This is a genomic window from Chryseoglobus sp. 28M-23, assembly GCF_014789785.1.
GTDB classification, from domain to species: domain Bacteria; phylum Actinomycetota; class Actinomycetes; order Actinomycetales; family Microbacteriaceae; genus Microcella; species Microcella indica.
Genome location: NZ_CP061846.1, coordinates 79,670 through 96,870, shown reverse-complemented (window position 1 = coordinate 96,870; position 17,201 = coordinate 79,670). Strand labels below are relative to the sequence as shown.

Sequence of the window (17,201 nt, the reverse complement as noted above, 5' to 3'; positions counted from 1 at the left end):
GCGTCAGATCTGCGCCTGTAGCGGGGTCGCGGGGAAGGCCAGGCCGGGGCGCTGCACGGCCAGGCGCACCTCGTCGCCCACGTGCGGCAGCTCGACCGCGGCCATGCGCATGCGCACCGTGGGGCCACCGACGACGTCGCAGCTCAGCATCGCGTCGTGGCCCGCGTACGAGATGGCCGCGACGCGGGCGTCCGCACCGGCGGCCGCGTGGGCGAGCAGCTCGGGGCGCGGCACGATCCACTCGGGGCGCAGCATGAGCCGCACACGGTCGCCGTCGGCGGGCGCGAACCCGACCGCGGTGGCCTCGACGGCGCCGAGCGCGCACGTCACGCGACCCCCGCGCCACAGCCCGTCGAGCTCGACCACATCGCCCACGAAGGAGGCGACCCAGTCGGAGGCGGGGTGCTGGTAGATCTGCTCGGGGGTTCCGAACTGCTCGAGCCGGCCATCCCGCAGCACCGCCACCTTGTCGGCCAGGGTGAGCGCCTCCTCCTGATCGTGCGTCACGAGCAGCGAGGTCGTGCCCTGGGCGCGCAGCAGCTCGGCGACCTCGCGGCGCAGGCCGACGCGCAGCTGGGTGTCGAGGGCTGCGAAAGGCTCGTCGAGCAGCAGCAGCTCCGGGCGGGGCGCGAGGGCCCGCGCGAGCGCGACCCGCTGAGCCTGCCCGCCGGAGAGTTGATTCGGGGCGCGGCCGGTGAGGTCGCCGAGCCCCACGAGCTCGGCGAGCTCGGCGATGCGCGTAGCGCGACCCATCGCGCCACCGCGACCGCGCGGCACCGCGAACCCGATGTTGTCGGCCACCGAGAGGTGGGGGAAGAGCGAGGCCTCCTGCGGCACCCAGCCGATGCCGCGCTTCTCGGCCGGCACCGTGCGGCCCGGTCGGGAGAGCTCGCGCTCCCCGATGCGGATCGACCCCGCCCCGATGGGCAGCAGGCCCGCGATCGCGAGCAGCAGGGTCGTCTTGCCGCAGCCGCTCGGCCCGAGCACCGCCACGAGGTCGCCCGAGTCGATGCGCACCGAGACGTCGTCAATCGCGAGCGTCGACCCGTGGGTCACGCTCACCCCGTCGATGACGAGATCGCTCACAGCTCCTCCTTGGCGACGGTGCGCACCCCCGAGAGGATGACCGCCGGAACAGCGGCCAGCAGCACGAGCATCGCGGCGTACGGTGCGGCAGCCCCGTACTCGACGATCACGGTGCGGTTCCACAGTTCCGTGGCGAGCGTCGACACCCCCGTGGGGCGCAGCAGCAGCGTCGCCGGCAATTCTTTCATGGTCGCGATGGCCACGAGCAGGGCGCCGATGCCGACACTCGGCAGGGCGAGCGGCACGGTCACGCGCCACCACGCGCGCAACGGCGAATCGCCGAGCGTGCGGGCGACCGCGACGAGGCGCGGCGGAACGTCTCCAAGCCCGGCCCGCATCGTGCTGATCGCCTTCGGCGCGAACAGCACGGCGTACGCGAAGACGAGCACGACGACGCTCTGGTAGAGCACCGGAACGACCGCGAGGGCGAAGAACACGAGCGACAGCCCGACGACGATGCCGGGCAGCGCGTGGCCGAGGTAGCTCACCGACTCGAGCGCCGACACGAGCCGCCCGCGGTAGCGGCTCGCGAGCGCCGCGACGGGCAGCGCGAGCAGCACGGCGAGCAGCGCCGCACCGACGGCGACTCCCACGGTCGCGCCGACCGCTCCGAGCAGGCGTGCCACGTCGAGCTCGCGCAACGTCTGCGCCTCGAGCAAGCGCGCGAGCAGCCCGAGCAGGGGAACCGCGACACCGACGGCGGGGGCCGCGGCGACGACGGGCAGCAGGGCCACGAGCATCCCGCGCCGGATCGTTCGCGGGGCGACCGCGCGCGCCGCCTGCCTCGGCAGCTGGCCGCGCGCACTGCGCTCCCCCACGACGACGAGGAGGGCGAGCACGACCAGCAGCAGCGCGAGCACCGCCGCCTGCGCGCGATCGAAGCTCGCCGCGTACGCCTGGTTGATGCCCCACGTGAGGGTCGGGAACCGCATCATCGCGACGAGCCCGAAATCGCTCAGCGAGTACAGCGCGACGAGCAGCGAGCCGGCGATCGCGGCGGGGCGCACCTGCGGCCACGTCGCGACGAGGAAGGCGCGCACGGGCCCGCGGCCGAGGGTGCGCGCGACGCCCTCGAGGTCTCCGGATGCTCCGCGCAGCGCCGCCGCGACCGGCAGCGTCACGTACGGAACCGTGACCGCCGTGAGCAGGATCCAGCTCGGTACGAAGCCGTTGATCGCGGGCAGCGTGACCAGCCACCCGTAACCGGCGAGGTAGGAGGGCACCGCGAGAGGCAACGACGAGACGAGCAGCCAGGCGCGCGGGAAGGGCACGCGCAGTCTGCTCAGCACGACCGCCGTCCCCGTACCCAGCACGAGCGCGCTGAGCGTCACGGCGGCCGCGAGCCCCAGCGAGTTCGCCGCGTACTCGAGCACGCGCGGCCGGGCGAGCACGTCGAGCATCGCCTCGAAGCCGCCCCCGGTGGCCCGCACCACGAGGTACACGAGCGGGATGGCGGCTGCCGCCGCCGCCACCCCCGCCGCGACGACGAGCAGCCCCGGCGGCCGACCCGGTGCCGCCGGAGCGGTCACGGGCGCGGGCCGCCGGGGCGGCTCGACTGCCTCCGGCGCGATGATCATGCGTCTAGTGCATCACCCTCGGCTGAAGATGCGGGTCAGTGAGAGCCTCGGCACTAGATGAGGCCGTACTCGGCGAGCAGCTGCTGCGTCGTCGACAGGTCGTCGAGGTCGCTCAGGTCCAGTGCGGGGTTGACGAGCGAGTCGAGCGCGGGCAGGCCTTCGGGCGCGTCGACACCGGGCAGCAGCGGGTACTCGAAGGTCTGCTCGACGAAGTAGGCCTGCGCCTCCTCCGAGACGAGGAAGCGCACGAACTCGAGGGCGTCGGCGTCCTCGGCCGCGGCGCTGAGGATGCCCGCACCGGTGACGTTGACGATCGAGCCCGCGTCGCCCGCCGCGAGGAACTTCAGCTGCGCACGCATGTTCTCGGCGCCGACCTCGGCGGCCTGACGGAACCAGTAGTAGTGGTTGATGAGCCCGACGTCGAGGGTGCCCTCGTTCACGGCTGTGAGCGTCGCGGTGTTGTTCTCGAAGATCTGCAGGTCGTTGCCGGCGAGCGCCTCGACCCACTCCTCGGCGGCCTGCTCGCCCTCGATGACGCGCAACGCCGTGACGAAGGACTGGAAGCTCGCGTTGCCCGGCGGCAGGCCGAGCCGGCCGGCCCACTCGGGCTCGACGTACTCGGCGACCGTGTCGGGCAGGTCGTCCGCCGTAAGCTCGTCGCCGTCGTAGACGACGACGCGGGCCCGGCCGGTGACGCCGACCCAGCTGTCGTCGGTGGAGGTGAAGCCCGCGGGCACAGCGTCGGCGATGTCGTCGGGCAGGGTCGCGAAGAGTCCGGCCTGGCTGAGGGCGCCGAGCGCTCCGGCATCCTGGGAGAGGAAGACGCGGGCGGGGGTCGCCTCGCCCTCCTCGAGCAGCAGCGCGCCGAGCTCAGCGGTGTTGCCGTAGCGCACGTCGACCTCGATGCCCGACTGCTCCTCGAAGAGGTCGATGAGCGGCTGGATGAGCTCCTCGTCGCGGCCCGAGTAGAGCGTGAAGGCACCGTCGGCGGTCGGCTCTCCGCCGGGCTCGGCCGGCTCCGTGCCGGGGTTGGCGGCGCAGCCGGCGAGAAGGGCGGCGCTCGCGGCGAGGGCGAGCAGGGGCAGGGAACGCGATGTGCGCATGGGGATGAAACTCCAGAGAGTGCGAAGGGAAACGGGACTCGGCGACGCTGCCAGAAGTTAGGTTAGGCTAACTTCACGCTAGGCGCCACTCCACGCCGAGTCTCACGCCCAACTCACCGTTTCGTGCCAGATCTGGCGCGAAAGGGCGCTTGCCGTGGCGGATAGACCCCGTTTGCGGCAAGTCTAGGCCCCTCGAGCACGCGGCGCGAGCACGCGGGGCGAGGCGCGAGGACGTGCGAGCTCCGTGGGGCACATGCACACGGCGACGGATGCGCGGCTCGCGCACCCCTCACGCGAACTCGGCGAGCACCGCCTCGAGCTGGTCGAGACCCCAATCGAGGTCCTCCTTCGACACGACGATGGGCGGCGCGAGCCGGATCGTCGAGCCGTGCGTGTCCTTCGCGAGCACGCCCCGCGCGAGCAGCGCCTCGCACACCTGGCGCCCGGTCGCGAGCGACGGGTCGATGTCGATGCCGGCCCACAGCCCGGCGCCGCGCACCGCGAGAACGCCGCGGCCGATGAGCGCCTCGAGCCGTGCGTGCAAGTGCTCGCCGAGCACGCGCGAGCGCTCCTGCATCTCCCCGGTCTCGAGCAGCGTCACGACGGCGTGGCCGACGGCGGCGGCAAGCGGGTTGCCGCCGAACGTGGATCCGTGCTCGCCCGGGTGCAGCACGCCGATGACGTCGCCGCGCCCGATGACCGCGCTCACGGGGACGATGCCGCCGCCGAGCGCCTTGCCGAGCACGTACAGGTCGGGGATGACCCCGGTGTTGTCGCACTGGAACGTCGCACCCGTGCGGCCGAGGCCCGACTGGATCTCGTCGGCGATCATGAGCACGTTGTGCTCCGCGGTGATGCGGCGCATGCTCGGCAGGTAGTCGGCCGGCGGCACGACGACGCCCGCCTCGCCCTGAATGGGCTCTACGAGAACCGCGACCGTGTTGTCGGTGATGGCCTCCTCGAGAGCGGCCGCATCCCCGTAGGGAACCGCCACGAAGCCGGGCGTGAACGGCGCGAACCCGTCGCGGGAGGTCGGGTCGTCGGAGAAGCTCACGATCGTCGTCGTGCGGCCGTGGAAGTTGCCGCTCATGACGATGATCTCGGCGGCGCCCTCGGGCACGCCCTTGACGCGGTATCCCCACGCGCGCGCGAGCTTGATCGCCGACTCGACGGCTTCGGCTCCCGTGTTCATGGGCAGCACGCGGTCGACCCCGGCCAGTCGCGCGAGCGCTTCGGCGAACGGACCGAGGCGGTCGTTGTGGAAGGCGCGGCTCGTGAGCGTGATGCGCTCGAGCTGGTCGCGGGCGGCCGCCAGAAGATCGGGATGACCGTGGCCGAAGTTCACCGCCGAATAGGCCGCAAGGCAGTCGAGGTAGCGCTTGCCGTTCACGTCGGTGACCCAGGCGCCCTCGCCCCGCTCCACGACGACGGGCAGGGGGTGGTAGTTGTGGGCGAGCCGCTCGTCCTCGATCGCGATGAGCGCCTCGCCGGCGTCGTGGGCGGTGGTCGTGGTGGGGGTCATCATCGTCGCAGCTCCAAGGTGCAGCACTTCACGCCGCCGCCCCCGAGCAGCAGCTCGCTGAGGTCGACGCCGATGGGTTCGTAGCCGCGCTCGCGCAGCTGTCGGTCGAAGTCGGTGGCGCGGCTCGCGATGACGACGTGCAGGCCGTCGCTGAAGGAGTTGAGGCCGAGCACGGCCGCGTCCTCTTCGGTCGCGATGATCGCGTCGGGGTAGCGCTCGCGCAGAATCGCCTGCGAGGCCTCGTCGAAGGCCTTCGGCAGGTAGGCGATGTTCGCCTGCTGACCCGGCGCCGGGTCGGGGTCGAGCACGGCGATCGCCGTGTCGAGGTGGTAGAACTCGGGGTCGACGAGGGTCAGGCTGACGACGTCGCGGCCGACCGTCTCGGCGAGTTCGCGGTGGCTCGCGGTCGAGGTGCGAAAGCCGGTGCCGGCGAGGATGACGTCGCCGACGAGCAGCATGTCGCCCTCGCCCTCGTTGACTTCGGCCGCCGCGTGCGGGGTGAAGCCCTGCTCGGCGAGCCACGCCAGGTAGGCGGGGCCTTCGGCCGCGCGCTCGTCGTAGGTGAACTTGGCGCCGTAGGCGATGCCGTCGAGGGTGAAGCCGCCGTTGGCCGAGTAGACCATGTCGGGTAGCCCCTCGATGGGGTCGATGAGGTGCACCTCGAACCCGAGCTCGATGTAGATCGCGTACAGGCGCTCCCACTGCTCGACGGCGAGGGTCGTGTTGGTGGGGTTCTCGGGGAACATCCACGGGTTGATCCGGTAGCTCACCGTGAAATAGTCGGGGCGGCACATGAGCACGGTGCGCGTGCTGGCCGTGCGGGCGGGCGTGCGCGCCGCAGCGGGGTCGTTCGTCGGGGTCAGAGTCACCCGTCCAGTGTCACACGCAACCGAACGGCGCTGTCAATCGCTGAGCGCAACTTTTCTGCATCATCTGGTCGCTCCACGCAGCTAATCGCCGTACTCTGGGGGTGTGGACGCCATCGACTACCGCATCATCGACCAGTTGCGCCAGAACGCCCGCGCGGGCTACGGCGACATCGGGGACGTCGTCGGGCTCTCGGCCTCCGCAGTTAAACGCCGCGTCGACAAGCTCGTCGCCGACAAGGTGATCCGCGCCTTCACGGTGCAGGTCGACCCTGCTGTCGACGGGCTCGCCGTCGAGGCGTATGTGGAGCTCTTCTGCCGCGGCACGGTCGCGCCGGACGAGTTGAGGCGCATCCTCTCGACCGTGCCCGAGGTGATCGATGCCGGCACCGTGACGGGCGAGGCTGACGCGATCGTGCGCATCCGCTCGCGTGACATTCAGAGCCTCGAGGATGCCCTGGAGCGGGTTCGCGTGGCCCCCAACGTCGACCACACCCGCAGCGCGATCATCCTCTCGAGGCTCGTCGACCGCGTGCAGGACTGACGCCCCCGGGAAGGTACGTCTCAGTAGCGATCGTCGATGGCGGCCATGAAGTCTTCGAAGTGGCTATACCAGACCGAGTGCTCGGCGCCGGGAATGTCGCGCACCTCGATGCCGCGCCGTCGGAGGTCTTCGGCGATGTCGTCCGTGATGTAGTCGCTCGGGCTGGGCCGCACCATGAGAGAGCGTGGTGGCGCGCTGGGTGTCCAGTCTCCGCCCTCCGAGACCGCCAGGGCAACGGCCGATTCGACATCGAACTGCTCTGCAGCACGAGACTCCACCTCGATGTCGCGCTCTGAGTAGAAGGGTCGTCGCTCTCGCAGTCCGTCGGCCGTTCGGGCCGCCTTACTGCGCGCATATTCGGTGCGCACCACACTGGGATCCCACCCGCCGCGCTTGGTGAAGGGCGAATCGATGAAGACGGCACTCTCCGGGGCTAGCTGATCCAGGGCCGCAGCAAGAACGGTGCCCCCATAGGAATGCCCCATGGCGAGAACGGGTGAATCGCTCGAGAGTGCCTTCCAGGTTTCGACGACCAGCTCGACGACTCGCGGGACGCTGTTCGCAGGCTCAGCATCGGAATCACCGTGGCCAGGCAGGTCGAGCGCGATCACACGACGGTTGCGACTCGCCAACTCTCGGGCGACTCGCCACCAACTCTGTCGACATCCGAGCATCCCGTGCAGGAGCAAGACCGTCGACTGCCCTGAACCCCACTCGGTGGCGGCAAGCGTCATACATCCATCTCAACACAGTCTCGAATCGCAGAGACAACGGCGCAGCAGTGGAGACAGCATGGCGGCCCTGTCGCGGACTCGCTATCGTGCGACGACCATGCCGAAGCCCACCGCGATTGTGTACGTCGACGGCTTCAACCTCTACAAGGGTCAGCTCGAAAGTCGGCCCGACAACAAGTGGCTGAATCTCGTGGCTCTCTTCGATGACGTACTCAGTGACTACTCGATCGTCGCCGTGCACTACTTCACCGCACGCATCAAGGGGCGCATGAACCCAGAAGATCCCCGGGCGCCCGATCGGCAGGATGCGTACATCCGCGCCCTCCGTACTCTCGATCGCCTGACAGTTCACGATGACTCTCTTTTCACGGTCCACCACGGAATGGCGCGGGAGTGGGTCGATGGCAAGGAGAGGCCACCCCTCACGCGCCACCATGTCTACAAGGTGCAGGAGAAGGGCTCGGATGTGAAGCTCGCTACTCAACTCTTGATGGACGCGCTCGATGGGCTAGCGGACACCTTCGTGGTCGTCTCATCAGACTCGGACCTCGCACGGCCGATTGAGGTCGTCAAGCAGAGATTCGGCGCTCGCGTGGGGATCCTCTATCCACGTGACGCATCGACGAGGCTCTTCACGAGAGCTGGCATCGATTTCAGCCTGTACCTCAGGCCGGCATACGCCGCGCGAAACCAACTGCCTGACGTCGTACAGACACCGAAACGCGCGATTCGGCGGCCGACTAAGTGGAAGAAGCAAGGCCCCGCCGAAGCGGGGCCTTGAGCCTGATCCAGAGGAACAGGGGTTGTGGTTCCAGGTTAGCAGGCAGCTCTGGCAGCAGCGAGAACTGTCCACTGCAGAGCAAGCAAGCAGCGCTACGCGGCGACGGTCACGGCGTCCACACGCTCGGCCTGCTCCACGAGGTACCGCGTGTAGGCGGGCACCGTGAGAAAGGTCGGGAAGTCCTCCTGCAGCGTCACGGTGCGGAACACGTCCTCCGCCTCGGCGAGCTTGTGCCCTTCGGGGGTGGGCAGCTCGGCCATGATCTCCCGCAGCAGACGCTCGACGAGCTGCTTGCTCACGGGCTCGCCCTCGGTCGTCAGGTGGTCCTGGTGGATCCACTGCCACAGCTGCGAGCGGCTGATCTCCGCGGTAGCGGCATCCTCCATGAGGTTGTCGATCGCCGCCGCGCCGATGCCGCGCAGCCAGGACTCCAGGTAGCGCACCGTGATGGAGATGTTGGCGCGCACTCCCGCGAGCGTCACCTCGCCACCGGCCGAGCGGATGTCGAGCAGGTCGCGCGCCGTCACGTGCACGTCGTCGCGCTGGCGGTCGAGCTGGTTCGGCCGACCGCCCAGGACGGCGTCGAACTCGGCGCGCGCCACGGGGATCAGGTCGGGGTGTGCCACCCACGAGCCGTCGAAGCCGTCGCTCGCCTCGCGCAGCTTGTCGGCGGCGACGCGCTCGAGCGCCCGCTCGGTGACTTCGGGGTCGCGTCGGTTCGGGATGAACGCGCTCATGCCGCCGATCGCGTGCGCGCCCCGCTTGTGGCAGGTCTGCACGAGCAGCTCGGTGTAGGCGCGCATGAAGGGCAGGGTCATGAGGATGCGGTCCCGGTCGGGCAGCACGAACCACTGGCCCCGTCCGCGGTAGTTCTTGATGATCGAGAAGACGTAGTCCCAGCGGCCGGCGTTGAGGCCGGCGCAGTGGTCGCGCAGCTCGTAGAGGATCTCGTCCATCTCGAACGCGGCGCCGAACGTCTCGATGAGCACCGTCGCGCGGATCGTGCCGTGCGGCAGCCCGAGGCGCTCCTCGCTGAAGGTGAAGACGTCGTTCCACAGCCGCGCCTCGCGGTGGTTCTCGAGTTTCGGCAGGTAGAAGTACGGGCCGCGGCCGCGCGCGATGAGCTCGTGCGCGTTGTGGAAGAGGTAGAGCCCGAAGTCGACGAGGCTCGCACTCGCCGCCAGGCGCAGGCCGTTGCGGTCGACGTGCTCGATGTGCTTCTCCACGAGGTGCCAGCCGCGCGGCCGCATGACGATCGTCGGCGTGCGCTCGGCCGTCACCTCGTAGGTCTTGCCTTCCGCGTTGGTGTGGGTGAGCCGCCCGCGGATCGCGTCGAAGAGCGAGAGCTGCCCCTCGACGATGTTCCCCCACGTCGGACTCGTGGCGTCCTCCAAATCGGCGAGCCACACGTTGGCTCCTGAGTTGAGGGCGTTGATCGTCATCTTCGGGTCGCACGGGCCCGTGATCTCGACCCGTCGGTCCTCGAGGCCGGGGCCGGCCCCGGCGACGCGCCACGACGCATCCTCGCGGATGCTCGCCGTGTGCGGCAGGAAGCGAAGGTCGCGCCCATTGCCCAGGTCGTAGCGCACCTGCATGCGCTCGGCGAGGCGGTCGTGCCGCTCGCCCGCGAAGCGGTGGTGCAGCTCGGCGAGGAACTGCAGCGCCTCCGGCGTCAGGATCTCGTCGTACCGGGGCCGCATCGGCCCGGTGATGCTCAGTGTGGTCATGATGCTCGTCCTCTCAGGGAAGTACTGGTCCAGAAGTGCGGTGGTGGTGTTCGCTCATTCGGGCTTTCGGATGCGGAACCCGCTGTGTCGCGTGCGACACACCGTGTGGAACGGTCGTGCGCCCGAGTGAGCGAACAGGAAGCGCTGTCTAGTGGAACTGCTCGGACTCGGTCGAGCCCACGAGAGCGAGGGTCGCGCTGGCCGGGTTGAGGGCCGTCGCGATGCGGTCGAAGTAGCCGGTGCCCACTTCGCGCTGGTGCTTGGTGGCGGTGTAGCCGTGAGCCTCGGAGGCGAACTCGGCCTCCTGCAGCTCGACATAGGCGCTCATCTGACGGTCGCGGTACCCGCTCGCAAGCTCGAACATGCCGTGGTTGAGCGAGTGGAAGCCGGCCAGGGTGATGAACTGGAACGCGTAGCCCATCGCCGACAGTTCGCGCTGGAACTTCGCGATGGTGTCGTCATCGAGGTGGCGCTTCCAGTTGAACGACGGCGAGCAGTTGTATGCCAGCTTCTTGCCGGGGAACTCGGCGTGGATGCTCTCCGCAAACGTGCGCGCGAGCTCGAGGTCGGGCTCGCTCGACTCGACCCAGAGCAGGTCGGCGTACTCGGCGTAGGCGTGGCCACGGGCGAGCACCGGACCGATGCCGGGCTCCACGCTGTAGAAGCCCTCGGCGGTGCGGCCGCCGGTCAGGAACGGCTGGTCGCGTTCGTCGACGTCGCTCGTCAGCAGGTTCGCGGCGAGCGAGTCGGTGCGGGCGATGATGATGCTCGGCACGTCGGAGACGTCAGCGGCGAGGCGCGCGGCCTGCAGCGTGCGGATGTGCTGGCTCGTGGGCACGAGCACCTTGCCGCCCATGTGACCGCACTTCTTCTCGCTCGCGAGCTGGTCCTCCCAGTGCACCCCGGCCGCTCCGGCCTCGATCATGCTCTGCATGAGCTCGTAGGCGTTGAGCGGGCCGCCGAAACCGGCCTCGGCGTCGGCGACGATCGGGGCCATCCAGTCGCGCCCATCCTGCTCGATCTGCCCCGCGCGCAGCAGCGCGTTGTTGATGCGGCGCACGACGGCGGGCACCGAGTTGGCCGGGTAGAGGCTCTGGTCGGGGTAGGTCTGGCCGGAGAGGTTGGCGTCGGCGGCGACCTGCCAGCCGCTCAGGTAGATGGCCTTGAGCCCCGCGCGCACCTGCTGCACGGCCTGGTTGCCGGTGAGAGCACCGAGGGCGTAGGTCCACTCCTCGGGGTTGTCGGTGTTGGCCTGAATCTGCTCCCACAGCTTCTCGGCGCCGCGGCGGGCGAGCGTGCGCTCCTCGCGCACGGGGCCGCGCAGCTCGATGACGTCCTCGGCGGTGTAATCGCGGCGCACGCCGTCCCAGCGCGCGTCGGTCTTCCAGCTGGCCTCGAGCTCAGCGGCGGTCTGCGTCTGGTCTCCTGCGCGCTGCTGTGACGGGCTCTGCGTGCTCATGGTGTGCTCCTCGTGACGAGTGGGTCGGTGTGGAAGCAACACTGGGCGAAGAACAACCCTCCGCACCCGCCCCGAAGCACTGAAATACCCCGCTATTTCAGTTGCGCTGAAAACCTCGCGGTGTCAGGCTCTCGGCATGACCCCAACGCCCCTGCTCTCGGCCCAGGCTGAAGAGGTGATCGATTCGTTGACCCTCGGCAAGCGCATCCGGCAATTACGTACGGATGCCCAGCTCACGCTCGCCGACCTCGCGAGCACTGTCGGGGTGGCCACTTCGCACATGTCGAGCCTCGAGAACGGCAAGCGCGAGGCGAAGCTCAGCGAGCTGCAGTCGGTCGCCCGCGCTGTCGGCGTCACGCTCGACGAGCTGCTCACGCCCACTCCGCCGAGTCGGCGCGCGGCGCTCGAGATCGCCCTAGCGCGGGCTCAGGAGGGTCCGCTGTTCTCGAGTCTGGGCATCCCGCCGCTGCCCGTGCGCAAGTCGCTCAGCGACGAGGCGATCGAGACGGTGCTCGCCCTGCACGACGAGTTGCAGCGGGTGCACGTCGAGCGGGCGGCGACGCCCGAGGAGGCGCGACGGGCCAACGCCGAGCTGCGGCAGTCGATGCGGGCGCGCGGCAACTACTTCGGCGAGCTCGAGACGATCGCGGCAGACCTGCTGCGCAAGATCGGGCACGAGGGCGGGCCGCTCTCGCAGCGCCTCGCCGCCGAGCTCGCGAGCCACCTCGGCTTCGCACTGCACTACGTGAGTGACCTGCCGAGCTCGACCCGGTCGATCACCGACCTCGAGAACGGGCGCATCTACCTGCCCGTCTCGAACGCCCCGGGCCGCGACCCGCGCGCCAACCTGCTGCAGGCGCTCGCCGGGCACGTGCTCGGTCGGCCGGAACCGCGCGACTACGCCGAGTTCCTCACCCAGCGCGTCGAGTCGAACTACCTCGCTGCCGCGCTCATGATCCCCGAGGGCGACGCGGTCGCCTTCCTGCAGCGGGCGAAGGAGCGCCGCGAGCTCGCCGTCGAAGACCTGCGCGACGCCTTCGCCGTCACCTACGAGACGGCCGCGCACCGCTTTACCAACCTCGCCACCGAGCACCTGGGCATCCCCGTCCACTTCCTCAAGGTGTCCCCGGCCGGTGTGCTGTCGAAGGCGTACGAGAACGACTTCGTGCAGTTTCCGAAGGATGCCCTCGGTGCGGTCGAGGGGCAACTCGTGTGCCGCAAGTGGTCGGCGCGGCAGGTGTTCGACGAGCCCGACCGCTTCAGTGCGTACCACCAGTACACGGACAAGCCGACGGGCACCTACTGGTGCACCTCGCGCATCGAGTCGGGCTCGGCTGGCGAATTCTCGATCTCGGTCGGCACGCCGTTCGCGCACGTCAAGTGGTTCCGCGGCCGCGAGACGACCCGCCGCGGGGAGTCGAGCTGCCCGGACCCGGCGTGCTGCCGGCAGGCGCCGGCGCCGCTCGCCGAGCGCTGGAGCGGCGCGGCGCGGCCCCAGGCGCGCATCCACTCGTCCCTGCTCGCCGCCCTGCCGGCCGAGTCCTTCCCCGGGGTCGACCAGACCGAGGTGTACGGGTTCCTCGAGCGGCACGCGCCGCGCGCGTAGGGTCGGCGGATGGAGTTCTCGATCGACTCGGGCTCGGCGACGCCGCCGTACGAGCAGATCCGCGGGCAGGTACGCGACGCCGTGCGGTCAGGTGCGCTCGCGCCGGGCGCGAAGCTGCCGCCCGTGCGGCGCCTCGCCGAGGAGCTCGGCCTCGCTGTGAACACTGTCGCGCGCGCCTACCGCGAGCTCGAGGCCGACGGCGTCGTGGAGACGCGCGGCCGCAACGGCACGGTCGTCTCCCCGCACGGCGACGCGACCGAGCGCGCCGCGCAGCAGGCGGCGGGCGCCTACGTCGAGACCGTGCGCCGGCTCGGCCTCCCCGACGTCGAAGCCCGAGCGCTCATCGACGCGGCGCTGCGTACGTAGTCGGCGCGGGCTGCGGGAGTGTCGTGCGGGCTGTCCGTCGCACGGTTTTCTCACCCGCGACCTGTCGCGCCGCCCCAGTGAAGCGAACAGCACGCCGAGCCGATGCCGCTCCCGTCGGCGCGCCGCGCGCAACAACCGGGGGGACGCGACACACGGTCACGCGGCACTGCGCACCTAGCGCTGCTCGAACCCTAGAACTCGAGCTCGCCCATCGCCGGGTAGGGGTTGCCGAACCGGTGCGCCGTGAGCGACACGGCCTGCTCGCGCAGGAACGGCAGCAGCTCCACGCGGCCCGAGACCGTCACGGGATTCGACCAGATCGCGACATCAGGGTCACCGTCCACGGCTGCCATGAGCTCCCGCGCGACGTCGTGAGCCGACCGGGCGCGAGGCGCATCCCCCGCACCGGACGCGGAGTCCGCACCGGATGACGCGGGAACCGCGGAGGCGACGACCGTGCCGTCGCCCCCGATGAGCCGGATGCGCGCGGGCCGCTCCTCGACGACGCGCGCCGTGAACGCCGCATCGCTCTCGATCGCGACCGAGGTCACCCGCAGGCGCGACTCGCCGGCTTCAATCGCGGCGAGCAGGCGCGCCGGAATGGGCACCGCGCTGCTCAGCTGCACGTGGGCGCCGACCCGCGCGGCGGCGAGCAGCACGCGCACGAGCCCGACGACGGGGGCACCCTCGGCGGCCCGCACGGTGACGTCGGTGCGGCGGTAGCGCAGCACGTTGCGCTCGACGCCGAGCTGCGAGTCGTCGCGGCCGAGGCCGAACTCGTCCTCCCACGCGGCCTGGTCGCTCAGCGCTCCCGCGCGAGCAGCGTCGAAGCCGACGAAGTCGAGGGCCGGCTGAGCCGCCTCGAGCAGGCGCCGCACTCCGTCGTGCAAGCCGCGCACGCTGAGGTTCTGCTTCGGCTCGCGCGCGACGGGGTGCCACGTGCCGAAGCCCATGACGTAGCTGGGCCCGCCCGCCTTGGTGGAGCCGCCGACGCTCGAGCGCTTCCAGCCGCCGAACGGCTGCCGGCGCACGATCGCGCCCGTGATGCCGCGGTTGACGTAGAGGTTGCCCGCCTCGACGTGCTCGAGCCAGTGGTCGACCTCGTCGACGTCGAGCGAGTGCAGGCCCGCCGTGAGGCCGAACGATGTCGCGTTCTGCAACGCGATCGCCTCGTCGAGCGAGCGCGCGCGCATGATGCCGAGCACGGGCCCGAAGTACTCGGTCGTGTGGAACTCGCTGCCCTCGGTGACGCCACGGCGCACGCCGGGGCTCCAGCTGCGGCCCTCGTCGTCGAGCTGGCGCGGCTCGATGAGCCACGACTCCCCTTCGTCGAGCGTCGTGAGCGCGCGCAGCAGCTTGCCCTGAGCGGGCTCGATGAGCGGGCCGACGATCGTCGTCGGGTCGGTCGACGCCCCCACCTTCATGGTCATGACGGCGTCGACGAGCTGGCGTTCAAAGCGGTCGGAGTCGGCGACGGAGCCGACGAGGATCGCGAGCGAGGCGGCCGAGCACTTCTGACCGGCGTGGCCGAAGGCGCTCTTGGCGAGGTCGGCGACGGCGAGGTCGACGTCGGCGGACGGGGTGACGACGATCGCGTTCTTGCCGCTCGTCTCGGCGAGAATCGGCAGGTCGCTGCGCCACGACCGGAACAGCGCCGCGGTCTCCCACGCTCCGGTCAGCACAAGGCGGTCGACGCTCGGGTGGCTCATGAGCGCCCGCCCGACCTCGTTCTCGGGCACGTCGACGAAGCGCAGCACCTCGCGCGGCACACCTGCATCCCACAGCGCCTGCACCATGACGGCGGCGCAGTGCCGCACCTGAGGGGCGGGCTTGATGATGACCGAGCTGCCCGCGGCGAGCGCCGCGAGCGTGCTGCCGGCGGGGATCGCGACGGGGAAGTTCCACGGCGGCGCGACGACGGTCAGGCGGGCCGGCTCGAAGCGGGCGTCGTCGATGCGGGCGAGGTCGTGCGCGCTCTCGGCGTAGTAGTGGGCGAAGTCGATCGCCTCGCTGATCTCGGGGTCGCCTTCGGCGAGGGTCTTGCCGGCTTCGGCGACCATGACCTCGAGAAGATCCGCGCGGCGCGAGGCGAGCATCCGGCCCGCGGCGTGGAGAATCTCCGCGCGCCCGCCGGCGCCGCGATCGGCCCATCCGGATGCTGCGCTGCGGGCCTCGCTCACGATGCGTTCCAGCGCGCCCACCTCGGCGACCGCCGCCTGTTGCACGAGCTCCGAGCCGGGCAGCCGGCCGTTCTCGAGCCCCGCCGCGGCGGCGCGGAGCACCGCGCGGCCCCACTCCCGGTTGGCGGGCAGCGCGGGGTCGGTGTCTGGCTCGTTGTCGAAGCCCTCTCGAACTCCAGCGCCCGCGCGCACCCCTGTGCCCCCGGAAAGAGGGTGGGGCGTGTCAGCGAGTCGGTTCTGCACGCGATGCACCTCGGGCGCCCCTGGGGCCGCGGCGAGATCGTCGAGCGCGGCGCGGAACCGCCCCTCCTCTCGAGCGAAGATGCGCGCATCGTCGACGAGCTCGAAGACGCCGCTCATGAAGTTCTCGGTGCTCGCGTTCTCCTCCAGCCGCCGGATGAGGTAGCTGATGGCCGACTCGAAGTCGCGGGGGTGCACGACGGGCGTGTAGAGCAGGAGGTGCCCGACGGTGCGGCGCACGGCGTCGGCCTGGTCGGGAGCCATGCCGAGCAGCATCTCGAACTCGACGCGGTCGCTCACCCCGCGGGAGTCGGCGAGCAGGTGCGCCCACGCGATGTCGAAGAGGTTGTGACCGGCGACGCCGATGCGCACGGCGTCGACGCGGTCGGGGTGGAAGGCGTGGTCGAGCACGCGCTTGTAGTTGGTGTCGCTCGCCTGCTTGCTGGGCAGCACCGCGACGGGCCAGCCGTGCACGGCCGCGTCGACGCGCTCCATGGCGAGGTTGGCTCCCTTGACGACGCGCACCTTGATGCCGGCGCCTCCCGCGGCGCGGCGGGCCTGGGCCCACGCGGTGAGGCGCTCGAGCGCGGGGAGCGCTTCGGGCAGGTAGGCCTGCAGCACGATGCCGGCCTCGTACTGGCGCAGGGTGGCGCGGTCGAGGAGACGCTCGAAGACCTCCATGGTGAGGTCGAGGTCGCGGAACTCCTCCATGTCGAGGTTGAGGAAGGTGGGGCGCACGCCGAGCGCAGCGGCCTCGTAGAGCGGCACGAGGCGGTCGACGACGCGCTCGACGGTCTCGTCGAACGACCACATGGAGAGCTGGCTGACGATCGCGGAGACCTTGACGGAGACGTAGTCGACGTCGTCGCGGTCGACGAGCTCGCGAATGCCCTCGAGGCGCCGGTCCGCTTCCGCGTCGCCGAGGACGGCCTCGCCGAGCAGGTTGATGTTGAGCTGGTCGCCGTCGCCGCGCAGCTTCTGCAGGGTGCGGCCGAGACGGCTGGGCGTGGCGTCGATGATGAGGTGCCCGACCATGCCGCGCAGCACGCGGCGGGCGATGGGCACGATGGGCCACGGCAGGAGGGGCGCGAAGCCGCCGCCGAGGCGGATGAGGAACCGCAGGTGCCAGGGCAGGAATCGCGGGATGCGCTGACTGAGCTGCTCGAGGTTGCGGGCGGCGACGCGCAGGTCGTCGGGGCGGGCGACGCGATCGACGAAGCCGAGGGCGAACTCGAGCCCGAGCGGGTCCTGCAGCAGCCCGGCGAGGCGCGTGGCGCTCGCGTCGGGCGTCACGCCTTCGGTCTGGCCGAGCCAGTCGCGCACGAGCTCGACGGCGGGGTCGGCGAGGGCGGTGGGGGTGCTGGGTGCGGTGCTGTCGACGCTCATGCCCCCAGTCTGCGCCCTGGTGTC

13 protein-coding genes are annotated in these 17,201 nt (G+C 70.7%); 4 read left to right on the top strand and 9 right to left on the bottom strand.

All coding sequences use genetic code 11. The annotated features are described in order from the left end of the window. Positions 1–3 precede the first annotated feature (3 nt). The 5 genes from IE160_RS00450 to ddaH all read right to left on the bottom strand — a co-directional run bounded on the left by IE160_RS00450 (position 4) and on the right by ddaH (position 6,157). Complete coding sequence (locus IE160_RS00450; RefSeq protein ID WP_179872897.1) at positions 4–1,086, bottom strand: ABC transporter ATP-binding protein; 1,083 nt, start codon at positions 1,084–1,086, stop codon at positions 4–6. Next, a complete protein-coding gene (locus tag IE160_RS00445) occupies positions 1,083–2,663 on the bottom strand; it encodes an ABC transporter permease (RefSeq protein ID WP_179872896.1) in 1,581 nt (526 codons plus the stop codon). Before IE160_RS00445 ends, IE160_RS00450 begins: the two co-directional genes overlap by 4 nt. 53 nt (positions 2,664–2,716) lie before the next feature. Continuing rightward, entirely contained in the window at positions 2,717–3,766 is a 1,050-nt protein-coding gene (locus IE160_RS00440) for an extracellular solute-binding protein (RefSeq protein ID WP_191151350.1), read from the bottom strand. Between the two features lie 289 nt (positions 3,767–4,055). Beyond that, the gene (gene rocD, locus IE160_RS00435) at positions 4,056–5,288 is read right to left on the bottom strand and encodes an ornithine--oxo-acid transaminase (protein WP_152582611.1); all 1,233 of its coding nucleotides are present in this window, start codon (positions 5,286–5,288) and stop codon (positions 4,056–4,058) included. Beyond that, positions 5,288–6,157 carry a dimethylargininase gene (gene ddaH, locus IE160_RS00430; protein WP_407941908.1) on the bottom strand — a complete coding sequence of 290 codons (870 nt, stop codon included), beginning with the start codon at positions 6,155–6,157 and terminating at the stop codon, positions 5,288–5,290. The genes rocD and ddaH overlap by 1 nt, the downstream gene beginning before the upstream one ends. 103 nt (positions 6,158–6,260) lie before the next feature. On the opposite strand from ddaH, the gene IE160_RS00425 reads away from it, so the two are divergent. Further along, positions 6,261–6,698: an Lrp/AsnC family transcriptional regulator gene (locus tag IE160_RS00425; RefSeq protein WP_152582557.1), complete on the top strand. Its 438-nt coding sequence runs from the start codon at positions 6,261–6,263 to the stop codon at positions 6,696–6,698. Positions 6,699–6,718: 20 nt separating this feature from the next. Here the strand turns inward: IE160_RS00425 and IE160_RS00420 are convergent, their stop codons facing one another. Then, positions 6,719–7,372, bottom strand: a complete 654-nt coding sequence (locus IE160_RS00420) for an alpha/beta fold hydrolase (RefSeq protein ID WP_255508264.1) — start codon at positions 7,370–7,372, stop codon at positions 6,719–6,721. Between the two features lie 157 nt (positions 7,373–7,529). Here IE160_RS00420 and IE160_RS00415 point away from each other — a divergent pair, with 157 nt between their 5' ends. Next, positions 7,530–8,213, top strand: coding sequence for an NYN domain-containing protein (locus IE160_RS00415; protein ID WP_165638065.1), 684 nt, complete (start codon positions 7,530–7,532; stop codon positions 8,211–8,213). Positions 8,214–8,305: 92 nt separating this feature from the next. On the opposite strand, the gene aceB is transcribed toward IE160_RS00415, so the two are convergent. Both aceB and aceA read right to left on the bottom strand, forming a co-directional pair. Further along, positions 8,306–9,940, bottom strand: a complete 1,635-nt coding sequence (gene aceB, locus IE160_RS00410; RefSeq protein ID WP_191151348.1) for a malate synthase A — start codon at positions 9,938–9,940, stop codon at positions 8,306–8,308. Between the two features lie 148 nt (positions 9,941–10,088). Next, the gene (gene aceA, locus IE160_RS00405) at positions 10,089–11,399 is read right to left on the bottom strand and encodes an isocitrate lyase (RefSeq protein ID WP_179872892.1); all 1,311 of its coding nucleotides are present in this window, start codon (positions 11,397–11,399) and stop codon (positions 10,089–10,091) included. Positions 11,400–11,535: 136 nt separating this feature from the next. Between aceA and IE160_RS00400 the strand changes: the two genes are divergently transcribed. Then, a complete protein-coding gene (locus IE160_RS00400) occupies positions 11,536–13,005 on the top strand; it encodes a helix-turn-helix transcriptional regulator (protein ID WP_191151347.1) in 1,470 nt (489 codons plus the stop codon). 9 nt (positions 13,006–13,014) lie between these two features. Beyond that, positions 13,015–13,371: a GntR family transcriptional regulator gene (locus IE160_RS00395; protein WP_191151346.1), complete on the top strand. Its 357-nt coding sequence runs from the start codon at positions 13,015–13,017 to the stop codon at positions 13,369–13,371. A 191-nt stretch (positions 13,372–13,562) separates the two neighbouring features. On the opposite strand, the gene IE160_RS00390 is transcribed toward IE160_RS00395, so the two are convergent. Then, on the bottom strand, positions 13,563–17,177 hold the full coding sequence (locus IE160_RS00390) for a proline dehydrogenase family protein (protein WP_191151345.1): 3,615 nt from the start codon (positions 17,175–17,177) through the stop codon (positions 13,563–13,565). Between the last annotated feature and the right edge of the window lie 24 nt (positions 17,178–17,201).

Bases quoted from the DNA above. Each gene is read 5' to 3' on its own strand.
- IE160_RS00445 (WP_179872896.1), bottom strand. From the start codon at position 2,663: ATGATCATCGCGCCGGAGGCAGTCGAGCCGCCCCGGCGGCCCGCGCCC.
- IE160_RS00440 (WP_191151350.1), bottom strand. From the start codon at position 3,766: ATGCGCACATCGCGTTCCCTGCCCCTGCTCGCCCTCGCCGCGAGCGCC.
- rocD (WP_152582611.1), bottom strand. From the start codon at position 5,288: ATGACCCCCACCACGACCACCGCCCACGACGCCGGCGAGGCGCTCATC.
- IE160_RS00420 (WP_255508264.1), bottom strand. From the start codon at position 7,372: ATGCTCGGATGTCGACAGAGTTGGTGGCGAGTCGCCCGAGAGTTGGCG.
- IE160_RS00415 (WP_165638065.1), top strand. From the start codon at position 7,530: ATGCCGAAGCCCACCGCGATTGTGTACGTCGACGGCTTCAACCTCTAC.
- aceB (WP_191151348.1), bottom strand. From the start codon at position 9,940: ATGACCACACTGAGCATCACCGGGCCGATGCGGCCCCGGTACGACGAG.
- aceA (WP_179872892.1), bottom strand. From the start codon at position 11,399: ATGAGCACGCAGAGCCCGTCACAGCAGCGCGCAGGAGACCAGACGCAG.
- IE160_RS00400 (WP_191151347.1), top strand. From the start codon at position 11,536: ATGACCCCAACGCCCCTGCTCTCGGCCCAGGCTGAAGAGGTGATCGAT.
- IE160_RS00395 (WP_191151346.1), top strand. From the start codon at position 13,015: ATGGAGTTCTCGATCGACTCGGGCTCGGCGACGCCGCCGTACGAGCAG.
- IE160_RS00390 (WP_191151345.1), bottom strand. From the start codon at position 17,177: ATGAGCGTCGACAGCACCGCACCCAGCACCCCCACCGCCCTCGCCGAC.